General features: G+C 70.2%; 13 protein-coding genes and 1 riboswitch. Of the genes, 7 read left to right on the top strand and 6 right to left on the bottom strand.

Features of this window, described 5'->3' with window-relative positions; translation table 11 throughout:
* Nucleotides 1-96 precede the first annotated feature (96 nt).
* Together ACH4YP_RS35265 and ACH4YP_RS35270 are read left to right on the top strand one after the other, a co-directional pair.
* On the top strand, nt 97-813 hold the full coding sequence (locus tag ACH4YP_RS35265; RefSeq protein ID WP_361059881.1) for a response regulator transcription factor: 717 nt from the start codon (nt 97-99) through the stop codon (nt 811-813).
* Nucleotides 810-2654 (top strand): sensor histidine kinase, encoded by a 1845-nt coding sequence (locus ACH4YP_RS35270; protein ID WP_398494958.1) that lies wholly within the window; start codon nt 810-812, stop codon nt 2652-2654. The genes ACH4YP_RS35265 and ACH4YP_RS35270 overlap by 4 nt, the downstream gene beginning before the upstream one ends.
* A 323-nt stretch (nt 2655-2977) precedes the next feature.
* On the opposite strand, the gene ACH4YP_RS35275 is transcribed toward ACH4YP_RS35270, so the two are convergent.
* Nucleotides 2978-3121, bottom strand: coding sequence for a hypothetical protein (locus ACH4YP_RS35275; protein WP_361059888.1), 144 nt, complete (start codon nt 3119-3121; stop codon nt 2978-2980).
* Between the two features lie 258 nt (nt 3122-3379).
* On the opposite strand from ACH4YP_RS35275, the gene ACH4YP_RS35280 reads away from it, so the two are divergent.
* Together ACH4YP_RS35280 and ACH4YP_RS35285 are read left to right on the top strand one after the other, a co-directional pair.
* A complete protein-coding gene (locus ACH4YP_RS35280) occupies nt 3380-4420 on the top strand; it encodes a hypothetical protein (RefSeq protein ID WP_398494959.1) in 1041 nt (346 codons plus the stop codon).
* 87 nt (nt 4421-4507) lie between these two features.
* Nucleotides 4508-6781 (top strand): LamG domain-containing protein, encoded by a 2274-nt coding sequence (locus ACH4YP_RS35285; RefSeq protein WP_398494960.1) that lies wholly within the window; start codon nt 4508-4510, stop codon nt 6779-6781.
* 80 nt (nt 6782-6861) lie between these two features.
* Here the strand turns inward: ACH4YP_RS35285 and ACH4YP_RS35290 are convergent, their stop codons facing one another.
* The 5 genes from ACH4YP_RS35290 to gcvT form a co-directional block, all read right to left on the bottom strand.
* A complete protein-coding gene (locus ACH4YP_RS35290) occupies nt 6862-9147 on the bottom strand; it encodes an ATP-binding protein (RefSeq protein ID WP_398494962.1) in 2286 nt (761 codons plus the stop codon).
* A gap of 328 nt (nt 9148-9475) precedes the next feature.
* The gene (locus ACH4YP_RS35295; protein ID WP_361059898.1) at nt 9476-10843 is read right to left on the bottom strand and encodes an L-serine ammonia-lyase; all 1368 of its coding nucleotides are present in this window, start codon (nt 10841-10843) and stop codon (nt 9476-9478) included.
* A gap of 140 nt (nt 10844-10983) precedes the next feature.
* Nucleotides 10984-12261 (bottom strand): serine hydroxymethyltransferase, encoded by a 1278-nt coding sequence (gene glyA / locus ACH4YP_RS35300; RefSeq protein ID WP_398494964.1) that lies wholly within the window; start codon nt 12259-12261, stop codon nt 10984-10986.
* Nucleotides 12262-12274: 13 nt separating this feature from the next.
* Entirely contained in the window at nt 12275-12652 is a 378-nt protein-coding gene (gene gcvH / locus ACH4YP_RS35305; protein ID WP_398494966.1) for a glycine cleavage system protein GcvH, read from the bottom strand.
* A gap of 132 nt (nt 12653-12784) precedes the next feature.
* Nucleotides 12785-13912 (bottom strand): glycine cleavage system aminomethyltransferase GcvT, encoded by a 1128-nt coding sequence (gene gcvT / locus ACH4YP_RS35310; protein ID WP_361059904.1) that lies wholly within the window; start codon nt 13910-13912, stop codon nt 12785-12787.
* A 163-nt stretch (nt 13913-14075) separates the two neighbouring features.
* Nucleotides 14076-14181: riboswitch (glycine riboswitch) on the bottom strand.
* Nucleotides 14182-14414: 233 nt separating this feature from the next.
* Here gcvT and ACH4YP_RS35315 point away from each other — a divergent pair.
* The 3 genes from ACH4YP_RS35315 to ACH4YP_RS35325 all read left to right on the top strand — a co-directional run bounded on the left by ACH4YP_RS35315 (nt 14415) and on the right by ACH4YP_RS35325 (nt 17009).
* The gene (locus tag ACH4YP_RS35315; RefSeq protein ID WP_361059907.1) at nt 14415-15101 is read left to right on the top strand and encodes an AAA family ATPase; all 687 of its coding nucleotides are present in this window, start codon (nt 14415-14417) and stop codon (nt 15099-15101) included.
* A gap of 116 nt (nt 15102-15217) precedes the next feature.
* Nucleotides 15218-16006, top strand: a complete 789-nt coding sequence (locus ACH4YP_RS35320; protein WP_398494968.1) for an enhanced serine sensitivity protein SseB — start codon at nt 15218-15220, stop codon at nt 16004-16006.
* A 211-nt stretch (nt 16007-16217) separates the two neighbouring features.
* A complete protein-coding gene (locus ACH4YP_RS35325; protein ID WP_361059914.1) occupies nt 16218-17009 on the top strand; it encodes an enhanced serine sensitivity protein SseB C-terminal domain-containing protein in 792 nt (263 codons plus the stop codon).
* Nucleotides 17010-17231 lie beyond the last annotated feature (222 nt).

The following is a 17231-nucleotide window of genomic DNA, read 5'->3' on the forward strand; positions in this document are numbered from 1 at the left end:
GAGAACGGATATCAGGAAGTCGTCAGGGTGTGGGAAGAACCCCATGAGGGCCGTGGGCCGCGCTGACGACGTCTCAGCACACCTAAGGTCACCTGCGTGTGCGCATATATTCTGATCGCCGAGGACGACGTCATGCAGGCCGAGCTGATCCGCCGGCTCCTCGTCAGGGAAGGCCATACGGCCGTCGTCGTCACCGACGGACGGGTCGCTCTCGACGAGGCCCGCGACCGCCGGCCCGACCTGGTGATCCTCGACGTGATGCTGCCGGGCCTCGACGGGTTCGGCGTCTGCCGTGTGCTCCGCCAGGACGCGGACATCCCGGTGCTGATGCTCACGGCCCGCTCCACCGAGGACGATCTGCTGCTCGGTCTCGACCTCGGCGCGGACGACTACATGACGAAGCCGTACAGTCCCCGGGAGCTGCTGGCCCGCATCCGTATCGTGCTGCGCCGCACCCTGCGTCCCGTGGAGGACGCCCCCGTACTGCTGCGTGCCGGGGGTGTCACGGTCGACCCGGTACGGCACGAGGTCACCTGTGACGGCGCGGCCGTCGGCTGCACCCCGGGTGAGTTCGCCATCCTGCACGCGATGGTCGCCGAGCCCGAACGGGTCTTCTCGCGCCGCCAGTTGCTGGAACACACCCGCGGTCACGACCGGGCGTCCACCGAGCGCGCCATCGACATGCACATCCTGAATCTGCGCAAGAAGATCGAGCCCGACCCGCGCACGCCCGCACGGCTGTTGACGGTGTTCGGAATCGGCTACAAACTCGTCGACGGCCGGGGTTCCTCGGGCGGCCGGGGTTCCTCATGACCGGTCGGCAGGTCGGGACGCCCGTTCCCGTTCCCCGCATCCCCTGGCACAAGAGTCTGCTGGTACGGCTGCTGCTCACCTCCGTGGCGATCGCGGTGCTGTCCGTCGGCGCCACCGCGTGGCTGGCCGTGCAGCTCACCACCCGGGCCATCCAGGAGGAGCGCGGTCAGGTGCTCTCCGAAGACACCGACATCCTGCGCCGGTTCAGCGGCTATGCCGCGACCCATTCCGACTGGGTCGGCGTCGGGTCCACCGTGCACGCGCTGTCGCGCAGCCTCGACCGGCGCATCGCCCTGACCACCACGGGCGGACAGCTCATCGCCGACTCCGCCGCGTCCGGCACCGCGCTGCCCGACCGTGCCTCGGCCACCGTCGACCCGCTGCGTACGGACACCTACACCGAGCCCGGCGCCCAGCTCGCCGGCATCGACCCGCGGGCGGTGGGACCGTACCGGCTGACTCCCGGAGAGGCCGGGGAGGTGAGCGGACTGATGCGGCGGCGGGCGGCGTGCATGGCCGAGCTCGGCAGCGACGGCCGCGTCAGACAGATGCCCAGCGGCCGTACGGTGATCATCGTCGACGACGCCAGGGGGTCCGCGTTCTCGCGGTGCGCCGACCGGACGGACAACGTGCCGATGCCGACCGAGCGCAAGGGGCTGGCGGCCCTCGCGAAACTGATGGCCGGCTGCCTCCCCGCCGACTGGAAACAGCTGGCCGAGGCGGACCCCGAGATGCGGAAACTGTTCGGCGCCGACGTCGTTCCCGGAATGTCCGCCAAGGCGCCGGGCGCGGTGGGCGACCGTCAGTTGCAGAACTGTCTCGACACTGCGCGCCGTACCCAGCTCGACCCCTACGTCGCCCCACGGGTGACCCTCTACCTCGGCGACCGGGACCAGCGGCGGTCCGGCTTCGATCTCTCACCCGCCAACAAGACAAAGATCATCGGAGTCACCGGTCTCGTCCTGGCCGTCACGATCACCCTGACCGCTCTCGTCGCCGTCCGTCTCGTCCGCCCCCTGCGCGCCCTGGCCGCCGCCGCCCGGCAGCCGCCCGAGCGACACGCACGGGTCGCCGTCACCACCAAGGACGAGACGGGCTACCTGGCCGCCGCCTTCAACGACCTCACAGCGCGCCGGGAACAGGTGGAGGCCCAGCGCAAGGCCATGGTCAGCGACATCGCCCACGAACTGCGCACCCCGCTGACCAATATCCGCGGGTGGCTCGAAGTCACCCGCGACGGACTGCTCGACCTCGACCCCGGCCTCATCGCCTCCCTGCACGACGAGGCGCTGCAACTGCAGTACATCATCGACGACCTGCGCGACCTCGCCGCGGGCGACGCCGGGACCCTGCGGCTGCACCGGGAACCGCTCGCCGCGGACGAGCTGATCGGCCAGGTCGCCGCCGCCCACCGCAGCCGCTACGAAGCGGCGGCCGTACACCTGCGGGCGGAGGCCGACCCCGGGCTGTGGATGGACGCCGACCCGGTGCGCATGCGACAGGTTCTGGGCAACCTCGTCTCCAACGCGCTGCGGCACACCCCCGTGCAGGGCACGGTCACCCTCGGCGCCCGGCAGACGGCGGACGAGGCCGTCCTGACGGTGCGCGACACCGGGGACGGCATCGCCCCCGGAGACCTGCCCCACATCTTCGAACGGTTCTGGCGCGCGGAGAAGTCCCGCAGCAGACGCACCGGGGGCAGCGGCCTCGGCCTGTCCATCGTGCGCCAGTTCGTCGAGGCACACGGCGGAACCGTCACCGCCGACAGCACCCCCGGCAGCGGAGCCGTCTTCACCGTCCGGCTGCCCCGCGTGACCGCGCCGGAGGAACTGCAGCCATGAGAGGCCGTCAGGCCTCCTCCCTCTCGGTTCGCGATCGACCGTTGTCTCCTGTCACTGGCTCGCGGTGACTCCGCCCTACGTCGCCACGGGCGCCGGTGGCCTGCACCGAGTCGACGTGGTGGCCGGCGGGATCCCGCGGAAACTCGGCCTCGATGCCCAGGCGCCGGCCCCCGCGCCCCACTGTCCCACCGGCAGCCCTCCACCTCTTCGCCGAGACCTGCGCGACCAGATCTGAGCGCCCCTCAGCGGGCCGTAACGGCCGGCGCGCTCCTTCTGGCCGTGGGCCCGGCAGCGGACGAGAAGGCGCTCTCCGGCGGAGGCGGTCACGGCAGTCCCGGCCGGGCCGTCCCCTGCGCCCGGGCACCGCCGCCGACACCGAACCAGCCGCCCCGGGGCGTACGCGACCGGGAGACCGCCGCCGCGCTCGCGCTGTCGCCGCGCACGGTCGACGGCCACGTCGAGAACATTCGCACCGGACTCGATTTCTGCTCCGAAGTCCGGAATGCGGTCCGGTGGGCGGCGAATCAGGCGCTCAGGCCATAAAGCCCCCGTAAGAAACCCCGTAAAAATACCCATGGGCTGGGGGCGGGCCGTGCCGTGATCCTTACGGCGTGGACGCAGACACGGCGTACATGACAAACCGCTGGCGCCGGCCTGACTCGACCCGGCCCGCACACCCCGCGTCCCCAGTACTCTCCCGCGCCCCAATTCAGCCCGGAGGACACATGTTCAAGCGAACCGCAGTGTACGTACGTGGAAAGACGAGAAGCAGGAGAAGAAAAGCCACCTTCGTGGCGCTCTTCGCGTTTGTCGTCGCGGTGGTGTTCGCCCCGCTCCTGACGGTCACGCCGGCGCAGGCCGTCACGATCACCGAATGCCCGGGAGGAACCTACTCGGGACAGGCTGGAGCAAAATGCCCCAACCTGCGCAACAAGAACCTGAACAACCAGCGGGCGTTTCCCAGGGACCTGTATCGCGGAGACTCCCGATCGCCGGCCGAGATCTTCGAGAGGGGATTCTTCGCGCGGGGGACCAACAGCAACCTGGTGTCACATGTCCAGGGTGACCGGGCGGGAAACAGCAACTACATTTCGACGTCCGGCTCGCTGAGCCTGGCGGAGACGTTCGCGAAGAGCCAGGGAATGCGAAACCTGGATTCCGCGATCAGGCAGCCGGGCTGCTCGCAGGGGCGGATGAAGCTGTATTCGTACGTCCCGTTCGTGGGTAATTTCCTGCTCGCCAGCTGCGTCAACGACATCGTGACCGCGTACAGCTACGTCTATGTGATCAACCCCACTGTGGCGAAGAACGCACTGTACGTTCCCGAGCAGATCCGCGGGAACAAGGCCCTCTACAACCAGTACAAGAGCCAGGACGAGTGGGCCTACGTCCGCAAGATCAAGAGAGAGGGGATCGCCGGCGTCCGCATCTACAAGATGACGGCCAGGGTCGATCGTGCCGGCCGGATGATGCTGCAAACCCTCACGTTCAACTACGTGAGGTACGCCGGGAACGTGTACAACGCGGAAACCTTGGCGGCCATGCAGAATTACCACCCCTACGACCCGATAAACGATCCGATAGCCCAGTGGAACTTCTATACGGACCTGCACACTCCGACTGTTTCCGCGTCCGATTTCAACCGGCTCTGCACATCGATAACTCGGTGCAGGGGTGCGTCATCATCATCGCCGCCGCGATCGAGTAATTCGATATCGGTAGCGGATATAGTTCTCGGCCGTGCGGGGGGATCGGGCATGAACTGACCGCGGAAGTGCCATCCCACACCGGTGGAATCCGCCAGAGAAGTGACCGGCAAAGCGAGATGATCTCCCCGCAATGAAAGGCAGCACATGCTGAGAAACAACGATCCAGGGGCGGAGGTCCCGGCGGACGCCCCGCGCCGACGTCGACGACCGATACGTGCCGGCCTCGTCACCGCGCTCTCCCTCGCACTGATCGCCGGTGCCGGGCTGCTGACGACCGCCTCCGTCGCGCAGGCCGACATCACCACCGGCCTGGTGCTGGACTACCAGCTGGACGAAACCTCCGGCACGGTAGTCCACGACTCCTCGGGCAAGGGCCACGACGGTACGGTCGTCGGCACCGCGGCCTGGGGCGGCGACGAGGGCCTGACCTTCGACGGCACGAGCACCCACATCAAGGTGCCGGACAACATCATGGCCGGCCTGTCGTCGATCACCGTCTCGTACGACGTGTGGATCGACCCGTCCCAGTCCGGCAACTACTTCATCTACGGGTTCGGCAACAGCAGTTCGGGCTACGGCAACGGCTACCTGTTCAACACCGGGAACGCGCTGCACACCTCGATCACGTCGAGCGACTACGCACACGAGCAGAAGACCGGCCAGGCCACGGCTCTGGCCCGTGGTGCGTGGAAGCAGGTGACCTACACCCAGACGGGCACCACCGGCATCATGTACCTGGACGGCGTGGAGGTGGGACGCAACACCTCGGTGACGGTCACCCCCGGCTCGATCGGCGGCGGGGCGACGACCGCCGACTACATCGGCCGCTCGCTCTTCTCGGCGGACAAGTACTTCAAGGGCAAGATCCGGGACTTCCGCATCTACGACCGGGCCCTGTCCTCGGGCGAGGTGGTGAACCGGGACAACGACGTGGACGTGCAGTGGGAAGAGCTGCAGGCCCTGGCCGAGCACAACAGGGCGCTCCTGGCGTTCGAGGACCCCAAGATCGGGCCGGTCCTCATCTTCCCGAAGGACTACGCAGGGGACATCGACAACGTCGAGCAGCCGCCGGACTGGAAGGACTCCGCCGGGCACACCCCGGCGCTCTGGGTCGTCCCCACCACCGCGAAGAGCCAGCTGTTCACCGCCGCTGACATCAGTGACGTGCAGGACGCGGCCTACGACGCGATACAGCCCGACGGCGACACGACGACATACACCCTGGCCGTCCACTACGACGGGATGAGCGACCGGGTGGTGGTGGAGACCAACGCTCCGTCCTCGGTCACCGACCCCCTGGCCGGCGCGTACTCCGGCAAGATCACGCTCAAGGCGTCCAGCACCCTTCCCGCGTCGGCCCCCGAGTGCACTCCGGCGCAGGCCGGCGCCACCAAGGGTCTGGTGGTGGACTACCAACTGGACGAGACGGAGGGTGACTTCATCCACGACTCCTCGGGCTTCGGCAACGACGGCACGCTCGTCGGCACCGGGGACCTGGGCGGTGACAACGGGCTGGGCTTCAACGGCACCGACACCAGCGTCAGACTGCCGAACGACATCATGAAGGGGATGGACTCGATCACGGTCGACTTCGACGTGCAGATCGACCCCACCCAGGGCACGCCGTACATGTTCTACGGGCTCGGCAACACGAGCGGCAGCATGGGCAACGGCTACCTGTTCACCACGGGGAGCGCCTTCCGGACGTCGCTGTCGATGACCGACTACACGGCCAAGCAGGACATCAAGCCGTCGGACACCAACTACGGGCTGGCGCGCGGTGTGTGGAAGCACGTGACGTACACACAGACCGGCCACACCGGTGTCCTGTACGAGAACGGCGTCGAGAAGGCCCGCAACACCAATGTCACCATCACTCCGGGTGAGATCGGCGGCGGGACGACGGCCGCGAACTACATCGGCAAGTCGCTGTACTCCAACGACCAGTACTTCAAGGGCCGCATGCGGGACTTCCGTATCTACGACCGGGCCCTGTCCCCGGTCGAGGTCGCGGACCGCGCCGGCAACCCCGAGAAGAAGTGGGAGCAGATCCAGGCCCTGGCCGACCACAACTGCGCGCTTGCGTACTTCATGGACCCCGTCATCGGGCCGGTGATCGTCTTCCCGAAGGACTACGAGGGAGACATCGACGACCTGCAGACGCCGGAAGCATGGACCGACCACGACGGAGTGGAACCGACCAGCTGGCCCACCGTCACCACGGCGAAGAGCCAGATGTTCACCGCCGCCCAGATCAAGGAGGCCGTCACGGCGGCCTACGCGAGGATCTCGCCCGAACTCGAAGAAACCTACCTCGTGTCGGTCGGCTACGACGGGATGAGCGACCGGGTACTGGTGAGCACCAACGCCCCGGCCTCGGTAAGGGATTCGCTGCAGAGCGACTTCCCCGCCAACTAGTTCACACCGGCCGAGATCGGATCAGTGTGGATCGGATCGCAGGGCGGGGCCCGGGTTGCCCGGGTCCCGCCCTGCGGCTTTTACGGGGCCGGTGGCTGGTTGGTCGCCCACCAGCCCGCGATCTGGGCGCGGGAGCCGAAGCCGAGCTTGGCCCGGATGTTCTCGACATGGCCGTCCACCGTGCGCCGGGAGAGGACGAGCGCCTCGGCGATCCGACGGTTGCTCATGCCCTTGGCCACCAGCGCGGCCACCTCCCGCTCACGGCGGGTCAGCGGGCTCGGCGCGGCGGGCGGAACCGCCGGTTCGGTGCCGGGGTCGGTTCCGGTGGCGGAGTTCAGGGCGTGTTCGATGGCACGGGCGGGGCTGTCGTGGCCACCGGCGGCGGTGAGGGCCCGCTCGTAGGCCGCCGGGCCCAGCACTCGTACGACCGACTCCTCGCACCGCAGGTGGTATCCGGCCATCTGCGGGCCGAACGCGGAGATGTCGGTGCCGATGTCCCGCCACAGGCTCCGCACGGTGCCCAGCAGCCGGCCCGCCCGCTCGTGGTGGCCGCCGGAGGCGGTGATCCAGGCGAGCGTCTCCAGCATCAGCGCGGCACTGAGCGGGTCGTTGAAGCCCCGCTCGATCTCCAGCCCGGCCCGGGTCAGCGCCAGGGCCGTCTGCTGGTCACCGTGCACCCAGGCGTCGTAACCGAGCGCCCACAGCGCGTACGCGCGGCCCCACAGCTCGCCGTGCGCCTCCGCCAGGGCGACCGCCCGCTCGCCGGTCTCCGCCGCGCGCGGGTCCCCCAGATGGGTCCGGGTGACGGCCAGCTGGAACAGCGGGAAGACCGCCTCGGCTCCGCCGTCGGCCGCCGAGTGAACGGCGATCGCGCGCTCGAACAGGGACACGGCCTCCGCCAGTTGCCCCCGGAACACCGCCGATGAGCCCTGGAGGGCCGTGACGTGCGCGCCGACCACCGGATCGGCCAGCCGCTCGACCAGGTCCCCGGCCTCGGCCAGCCACTCGTCGGCCGTCGGGCGGTCACCTTGGAGCAGTGCCACCCAGCCGGCGGTCCACAGCGCCCGGGCCCGGGCAGGGGTGGGCTCGGGTGCGGCCAGGAGCGCCCGGTCGAGCCGTCTTCGCCCCTCGCCGAGGAATCCGCCGTGGCACCAGTGGAAGCGCAGCGCCGCCGCCAGCGCGAGGGTGACCTGCGGGTCGCCGTCGCAGTCCAGTGCCGCCAGCAGGTTGGCGTGCTCGGCGCGCAGCGCGGCCAGGGCGTCCTCCTGGCCGGGGCCGTACCAGTCGTCGGCGATGCGCGACGCGTGGGTGGCGTAGAAGTCGCGGTGCCGTAGCAGCAGGCGCTGTTCCTCGCCGGACTCGGAGAGCCGTTCCCGGCCGTACCGGCGGATGGTCTCCAGCAGCCGGTAGCGGGGCAGGCCCTCGTACTCGATGGTGAGGACCACGGACTGGGAGACCAGCCGGTCGAGGAGGTCCAGCACCTCGTACCGGGGGACGCCCTCGCCGGCGCAGATGTCCTCGGCGGCGTCCAGGCCGAAGCCGCCGGTGAAGACCGACAGGCGGTTCCACAGCAGCCGCTCGGCGGGGCCGCACAGCTCGTAGCTCCAGTCGATCAGCGCGCGCAGTGTGCGCTGGTGCGGCCGTGCGGTCCGGCTGCCCCCGGTGAGCAGCGCGAACCGGTCCTCCAGCCGGTCCACGGCCTGTTCGACGGTGAGCGTACGCAGCCGGGAAGCGGCCAGTTCGATGGCCAGCGGCAACCCCTCAAGACCCTCGCACAGCCGGGTGACCGCGTCCCAGTTCGCGTCGGTGATCCGGAACCCCGGCCGTACGGCGGTGGCGCGGTCCCGCAGGAGCTCCACCGCCTCGTCCGGCAGTGACAGGGGTGGCACGGTCAGGACGTGCTCGCCCGGGATGCCCAGCGTCTGGCGGCTGGTCGCCAGGATGCGCAGCTCGGGACCGGCCGACAGCAGTGTGCCCGCCAGTTCGGCGCAGGCGTCGACCAGGTGCTCGCAGTTGTCCAGCACGAGCAGCGCCCGGCGCCCGGCCAGATGCGCCGCGAGCTGGGCCAGGGCGGGCCGGACGCCCAGGTCCACCATGCCCACCGCGGTCGCGGCGGTGCTCGCCACGGTCGACGGGTCCCGTACCGGGGCCAGGTCGACCAGCCAGGTCCCGTCCGGGAACGCCTTGCCGGACGCGACGGCCGCTTCGAGCGCCAGCCGCGTCTTGCCCACGCCGCCCACCCCGGTGAGCGTCAGCAGTCGCGCCGAACCGAGGATGCGGCGGACCTCGGCGATGTCGCGCCGTCTGCCCACGAAGGTGGTGAAGGCTACGGGGAGGTTTCCCGCTTCCCGGGTCAGGCTGGTCACGTTTCCCTCACCTACTGGCTGCCCTGAACTGCGCCGGACGCCGACGAAACCCACCGGCCGAGTGCCCGAAACTTGCCCAAAGGTGGGTGAAACAGGATCTCGGTGCCCAGCCTAGCCCCGACCCTCGCACCGCAGGGATGGCGGAGCCCGGGCGGACGACCGACGGCCGCACCGGATCGGCTCACCCCCGGTCGGGCCGACGAGGCATCGCACGCGTCGTCGGGCGGCTTCGATCGGCGACGCCCGACCTCCAGGTCAGAAGCCCATCCCGCGCGATTCCCCCAGGGACTCTGCGGGGACACGAACGCGCGGGTCGGGCCTCACCCCCTCAGCACTCGATGATGTTCACGGCCAGCCCGCCCCGGGCCGTCTCCTTGTACTTGACGCTCATGTCGGCGCCCGTTTCCTTCATCGTCTTGATGACCTTGTCGAGGGACACCTTGTGGGAGCCGTCGCCGCGCATGGCCATCCGGGCCGCCGTGACGGCCTTGACCGCGGCCATGCCGTTGCGTTCGATGCAGGGGATCTGGACGAGGCCGCCGACCGGGTCGCAGGTGAGGCCGAGGTTGTGTTCCATGCCGATCTCCGCGGCGTTCTCGACCTGTTCGGGAGAGCCGCCGAGCACCTCGGCCAGCGCGCCCGCCGCCATCGAGCAGGCCGAGCCGACCTCGCCCTGGCAGCCGACCTCGGCGCCGGAGATGGAGGCGTTCTCCTTGAAGAGCATGCCGATCGCGCCGGCCGCGAGCATGAAGCGGACCACGCCCTCCTCGTCGGCGCCGGGCACGAAGTTGATGTAGTAGTGCAGGACCGCCGGGATGATGCCGGCCGCGCCGTTCGTCGGGGCGGTCACGACGCGGCCGCCCGCCGCGTTCTCCTCGTTCACCGCCATCGCGTACAGCGTGATCCACTCCATCGCGTGGGCCAACGGATCGCCCTCGGCGCGCAGTTGGCGGGCCGACATGGCCGCGCGGCGGCGGACCCGGAGGCCGCCCGGCAGGATGCCCTCACGGGACATGCCGCGCGAGACGCACGCCTGCATCACCCGCCAGATGGCGAGCAGCCCCTCGCGGATCTCGTCCTCGGTGCGCCAGGCCCGCTCGTTCTCCAGCATCAGGGCGGAGATCGACAGGCCCGTCTCGCGGGTGAGGCGCAGCAGCTCGTCGCCCGTGCGGAAGGGGTACTTGAGGACCGTGTCGTCCAGCTTGATGCGGTCCGCGCCCACCGCGTCCTCGTCGACGACGAACCCGCCGCCCACCGAGTAGTACGTCTTCGACAGCAGTTCGGCGCCCGAGGAGTCGTACGCCCACAGCGTCATGCCGTTCGCGTGGTACGGCAGTGTCTTGCGGCGGTGCAGGACCAGGTCGTCGTCGAAGGAGAAGCCGATCTCGTGCTCGTCGAGCAGGCTGATCCGTCCCGAGGACCTGATGCCCTCCACCCGGTCGTCGGCCCCCTCCACGTCCACCGTGCGCGGCGAGGCGCCCTCCAGGCCGAGCAGTACGGCCTTGGGGGTGCCGTGGCCGTGGCCGGTCGCGCCCAGTGAGCCGTACAGCTCGGCGCGGACCGAGGTCACCGAGGGCAGGACGTCCTCGGTGCGCAGCCGGCGGGCGAACATCCGCGCGGCACGCATCGGGCCGACCGTGTGGGAGCTGGACGGGCCGATACCGATCGAGAACAGGTCGAAGACCGAGATGGCCACGGGAACTCCTCAAAGCGGGGGTGGTGCAGAAAAACGAAAGGCGCGAAGCGAAGCGCTGCGACCAGGGCGGTGGTGGTGCGTGACGGGCGGCGGGCACCGCGCACACTTCCCAGTGTGCGCGGTGCCCCGGTGAAACGGGACTACCGGCCCAGACCGGGGTACAGCGGGTGCTTCTCCGCCAGTGCGGACACCCGGGCCTTCAGCACCTGGGCGTCGGCCTCCCCGAAGGACGCGGGGGCCTTCAGCGTCTCGGCGATGACGTCCGCGACCTCGGCGAAGTCCTCGGCGGTGAAGCCGCGGGTGGCGAGAGCGGGCGTGCCGATCCGCAGGCCCGAGGTGACCATCGGCGGGCGCGGGTCGTTCGGGACGGCGTTGCGGTTGACCGTGATGCCGACCTGGTGGAGACGGTCCTCGGCCTGCTGGCCGTCCAGCTCCGAGTCGCGCAGGTCGACCAGGATCAGGTGGACGTCCGTACCGCCGGACAGGACGTTCACGCCGGCCTCGCGGGCGTCGGGCGCGGTGAGCCGCTCGGCGAGGATCCGGGCGCCCTCGACCGTACGGCGCTGGCGCTCCTTGAAGTCCTCCGAGGCGGCGACCTTGAAGGAGACGGCCTTGGCCGCGATCACGTGCTCCAGGGGGCCGCCCTGGAAGCCCGGGAAGACGGACGAGTTCAGCTTCTTCGCGAAGGCCTTCTTGGCGAGGATGATCCCGCCGCGGGGCCCGCCCAGTGTCTTGTGGGTGGTGGAGGTGACCACGTCCGCGTGCTCCACCGGGTTCGGGTGGAGACCGGCCGCGACCAGACCCGCGAAGTGCGCCATGTCGACCCACAGATAGGCCTCGACCTCGTCCGCGATGCGGCGGAACTCGGCGAAGTCCAGCTGCCGCGGGTACGCCGACCAGCCCGCGATGATCACCTTCGGGCGGTGCTCCTTGGCGAGCCGCTCGACCTCGGCCATGTCGACCAGGCCGGCCTCGTCCACGTGGTAGGCGACCACGTTGAACTGCTTGCCGGAGAAGTTGAGCCGCATCCCGTGGGTCAGGTGGCCGCCGTGGGCCAGGTCCAGGCCGAGGATGGTGTCGCCGGGCTGGGCCAGCGCGAAGAGCGCGGCCTGGTTGGCGGAGGCGCCCGAGTGCGGCTGGACGTTGGCGTACTCGGCGCCGAACAGCTCCTTGACCCGGTCGATGGCGATCTGCTCGGCGACGTCGACGTGCTCGCAGCCGCCGTAGTAGCGGCGGCCCGGGTAGCCCTCGGCGTACTTGTTGGTGAGGACCGAGCCCTGGGCCTCCATGACGGCGACCGGAGCGAAGTTCTCCGAGGCGATCATTTCGAGGGTGGACTGCTGACGGTTCAGCTCGGCGTCGACGGCGGCGGCGACGTCCGGGTCGAGCTCGTGGAGGGACTGGTTCAGAAGCGACATCGGTCAGAAGTCCTTAGCTGCCGGAGAATTCGGTGTACTCGTCCGCGGAGAGCAGGTCCTTCGGCTCCTCCGCGACCCGTACCTTGAACAGCCAACCGCCCTCGAACGGGGCGGTGTTCACCAGCGCGGGGTCGTCCACGACGTCCTGGTTGATCTCGGTGATCTCACCGGAGACGGGCGAGTACAGATCGCTCACCGACTTGGTCGACTCCAGCTCGCCGCAGGTCTCGCCCGCGGCCACCGCGGAACCCACCTCCGGGAGCTGGACGTACACGACATCGCCGAGCGCGTTGGCCGCGTGCTCCGTGATGCCGACCGTCGAGACGCCGTCCTCGGCGCCCGACAGCCACTCGTGCTCCTTGCTGTAGCGCAGCTGCTGGGGGTTGCTCATGGCCTGAATTCTCCTGTACGCGGGGGAGTGCTGATGCAGGGGGACTGAGGGTGACCTGGGCGGATGTGCTCAGGGTCACTTCATGACGCTCGCGGACCAGGGTTCACTGTCCGGCGCTCGCTGGACCAGGGTCTACTTCTGGCGCTTGTAGAACGGCAGCGCCACGACCTCGTACGGCTCGTGGCTGCCCCGGATGTCCACGCCGACACCGGGCGTGCCGGGCGCGGAGTGCGCGGCGTCGACGTACGCCATCGCGATCGGCTTGCCCAGGGTCGGTGAGGGGGCGCCGGAGGTGACCTCGCCGACGACCTTGCCGTCGGCGACGACCGGGTAGCCGGCGCGCGGCACACGGCGGCCCTCGGCGATCAGGCCGACCAGGACGCGCGGGGGCTGCGACTCGGCCCGGGCGGCGGCCTCGGTCAGCGCCTCGCGCCCCACGAAGTCGCCCTCCTTCTCGAACTTCACGACCCGGCCGAGCCCCGCGTCGAACGGGGTGAGGGCGGTGCTCAGCTCGTGCCCGTACAGCGGCATGCCCGCCTCCAGGCGCAGGGTGTCCCGGCAGGAGAGGCCGCAGGGGACGAGCCCGACGGGGGTGCCCGCGTCGGTCAGCGCCCGCCACAGCTTCTCGGCGTCGGCCGGGGCCACGAACAGCTCGAAGCCGTCCTCGCCGGTGTAGCCGGTGCGCGCGATCAGCGCGGGGACGCCGGCGACCGTGCCGGGCAGACCGGCGTAGTACTTCAGGCCGTCCAGGTCGGCGTCGGTGAGGGACTTGAGGATGCCGGGGGACTCGGGTCCCTGGATCGCGAGCAGGGCGTACGCGTCACGGTCGTCGCGGACCTCGGCGTCGAAGCCCTCGGCCCGCTCCACGAGCGCGTCCAGAACTGTCTGGGCGTTGGAGGCGTTGGCGACGACCATGTACGTGGTCTCCGCGAGCCGGTAGACGATCAGGTCGTCGAGGATGCCGCCGTCGGCCCGGCAGATCATGGTGTAGCGGGCCCGGCCGGGCTTCACGCCCCCGATGTTGCCGACCAGCGCGAAGTCGAGCAGGGAGGCGGCCTGGGGCCCGGTCACGGTGATCTCGCCCATGTGGGAAAGGTCGAAGAGTCCGGCCTTCGTCCGTACGGCGAGGTGCTCGTCGCGCTCGGAGCCATAGCGCAGGGGCATGTCCCAGCCGGCGAAATCGGTCATCGTCGCGCCGAGCGAACGATGGAGGGCGTCGAGCGCGGTGTGACGCGGTTCAACGGGGGCGTTACTGCTCACGGTGGGGCTCCCAAGGCATGACGGCGAGGTCGTTCCTCCCCATCTGTCATCGGAACCTGAGAGGTTCGCCGTGACCACCGGTCGTCCGGGACGGTCACTGACTTGCACCTTGGGTGGAGCCGACGCCCTGCTGACAGGGAGACGGCCCGCTTTTCAGATGTGCCTCGCCCGCGCGGTAACGGTGCCTGAGAGATTCAAGGGAGGGACTTGCTCCTTCGGCGCCCGGACCACGTACACAAACGTGTCCGGAACTCTCCCGCGCGGATTCAAGCGGCCGGTATGCAGTTGGCGGGCACATCATTGCACGCATCGGAGCGGCGCGGCAGGGGACTCCTCGTGAGGGGCGGTGCACGGTGTCGCGGCCCGGCCGCACGGCGTCCGCACAGGGTCCACAGGCGTCCACAGCGATCTGTGACGGGGCTGTGGCAGGACGAGAACAGAAAAGAGGCGACCAGCGCATTACCTTCTCTTTACACTCGACGGGGATGGGTCTCCCGACCCCATGGGGAGGACGATCAGGGTGAACAGGACCACGGCGTACGCCACGAGCGCGGCCATCGCGCTGCCCAAGCAGCCCACTGCCCCGGCCGGGGAGGCGTGCGGCCCGCTTCCGGCGCCCGTCGTCCGCGATCTGCGCGAGCGCGCGGGGCACAGCCCGCACGGGCTCCGCTTCGGCACGGCCGACCTGGTGGTGGTCACGGGCCTGCCCGGCAGCGGCAAGTCGACCCTGATGCGCCGGGCGGTGACGGGCCGCCGCATCGACTCCCAGGACACCCGCGACCGCTGGGACGGCCGCCTGGCCCGCTTCCTGCCGTACGCGGTCTACCGCCCCCTGGTCCGCGCCGCGCACTACGCGGGCCTGCGCCGGGCCCTGCGGTCCGGCGAGGGGGTCGTGGTGCACGACTGCGGGACGCAGGCCTGGGTGCGCAGCTGGCTGGCCCGGGACGCCCGGCGGCGCGGCGGCACCCTGCACCTGCTGCTGCTCGACGTGGACCCCGGCACGGCCCTGGACGGTCAGCGTGAGCGGGGCCGCGGCGTCTCGCGGTACGCGTTCGCGCGCCACCGCGGCGCGTTCGGCCGGCTGCTGCGTTCCGTGGAGAAGGGCGACCTGCCGGAGGGCTGCGGTTCGGCGGTCCTCGTCGACAGGGCGGCGGCGGACGTGCTGCGGCGGGTCGACTTCGGCGACTGAGATCCCGGTGAGCTGGACGGACCGAGGTCCCGGCGACCGGACGGACTGCGGCGGGGGAGGGCGCGTACGCGTAATCTCGACAGCCGCAGACGGCGGTTCGAGCAGGCGGTAGAGAGATGGACTTCCCGGCACAGGACATTCCGGTGCAAGCACACCCACACCCTCATGTCGGCTGGCCCGGCAACGAGTTGGAGGCGGTACTGGCCGCCTCCCTCGGCACGGCTTCGCCCTCCGCGGGCGCCAGGATCGTGGAGGTCATGGGCCGCAGCTTCCTCTGGATCCCGCTGCCCGAGGGCGGCGGCCCGCACAGCGGCCCGCTCGACCTGCCCACGATGGAGTTCGGCGGACAGGCGTACGTGCCGGTCTTCAGCTCGGAGCAGCAGTTCCGCCAGGTCGTCGGCGACCACATGTCGTACACGGTCGCGCCCGCCGTCGAGTTCGCGCGCGGTCTGCCGCCGCAGGTGGGCATCGTGGTGAACCCGGACGGCACGGTCGGGGTGCCGCTGCCGCCGCCCGCCGTGGCCGAGCTGTGCCGGGCCGGGCGTACCGAGCTGGACGGACGGGCGAGCGGCGGCCGGGTGCGGCTGTTCCAGCCGGACTGGCAGCACGAGCCGGTGGACTTCCTGGCCGCCGCCTCCGCGGAGTTCGCCGCGACCGGCGTCGTCCTGAGCGCCCGCCGCTGTCTGGCGAGCATCGAGGGCGGCGATCCCGTGATGTTCGTCGGCGTCGAGCTGGCCCACTGGCACGACGACGCCCGCACCCTCCCTCTGGACGCCGTGGGCCGGGCCCTCGGCCGGGTCCCCGTGCCCCACCCGGTGAACCTCGTCTTCCTGGACGTGGCCCAGGACCCGGTGGGCGACTGGCTACGGGCCGAGGTGCGGCCCTTCTACACCCGAACTCCTTAGGAGGGGCGCGCGGCCACACACGGCCCGCAGCCGGTGGATCACAGAACGTCCCAACCCCCCAACACCAAACCCAGCGGAGCGCAACGGTGCTGTCGGGATCGCCACTTAAGCTGGTTTCATGGCTCGGACGGGGTGGTGCCATGTTCAAGCGAGCACAACGCCCCGTCGAATGGACCTGTATGTCAGGGATGTCACGAAGGGGCGGTAGAAGGTGAGCGCGTCGGGCACGGCCGCGGCCGGGCAGGTCGAGCACATGCTGCGCCAGGTGACGCCCGGGCGTTACGACGCCTACGAGGCGCTCCTGCGTGCCCTCGCGACCCCGTCGTCCGGCCAGGTCTGGATGCTGCTCTGGCACGGCCAGGCGGGCTCGCCCGACGCCCAGTACGGGAACATGGAGGTCGACGGCTTCGGCTACGCGCCCTGCGTGACCTCGGCCCAGGAGCTCTCGGCGAGTGGCTGGAACCGTTCGTACGAGGTGGTCGACGGACTCGACGTGGCCCGCACCCTCTACCCCGACCACTACGGCCTGTGGCTGAACCCGCACGCGCCGGGCGGCGGCGTGGGCATCCCCTGGCTGGATCTGCGCCGTATCGCCACCGGCCTGGAGCGCCAGCCCGCGGGCCCGCTCAGGCTGTCCGAGCCGGGCATCGAGATCCCGCAGTTCTACGCCCTGCTCACGCAGAACGCGCACCGGACCACCGCCGTCAGATCCCTGCGCCGCGCCTGGGTGCAGCCCGCGCTCGGGGCGCCGTATCTCGCCATCGGGCTCGATGTGTACGACACCAGCCCGCCCGCGGTGGACTCGGTGCGGGCGATGATGCAGCAGTCCATCCGCGCGGTCCCGGACGGTCTGCCGGTGTCGACGGTCGCGATGTCCGACGAGTACGACCCGGTGGCCCTGTGGCTGCGGATCAACTCGCGGCCGTTCTACGATCGTGAGGCCCACGCGGCGCCCGCCCAGGCGCCGGCGGCCGGCGGTTACGGATTCCCGGGCACCTACTGAGACGATTCGAAGCACCTGAGACGATCCGGTCGAAGCAGTTGAGACGATCCGGGTCCGGTCGAGTCCAACCTGTGGAGCATCGGCCTTCCCTCCCGCATCACTCGTGGGCGGTATGTCCCGATCTACGCGGGTAAATGGGCTGCGAGGCCCCTTTCGCACCAAAACTCCCGCGTCCGACCCCCGTTACCCGGCGTTCGGATAACGGAACCCTCTTGACAGCAT

Source organism: Streptomyces sp. NPDC020747, from assembly GCF_044334695.1.
GTDB lineage: Bacteria > Actinomycetota > Actinomycetes > Streptomycetales > Streptomycetaceae > Streptomyces.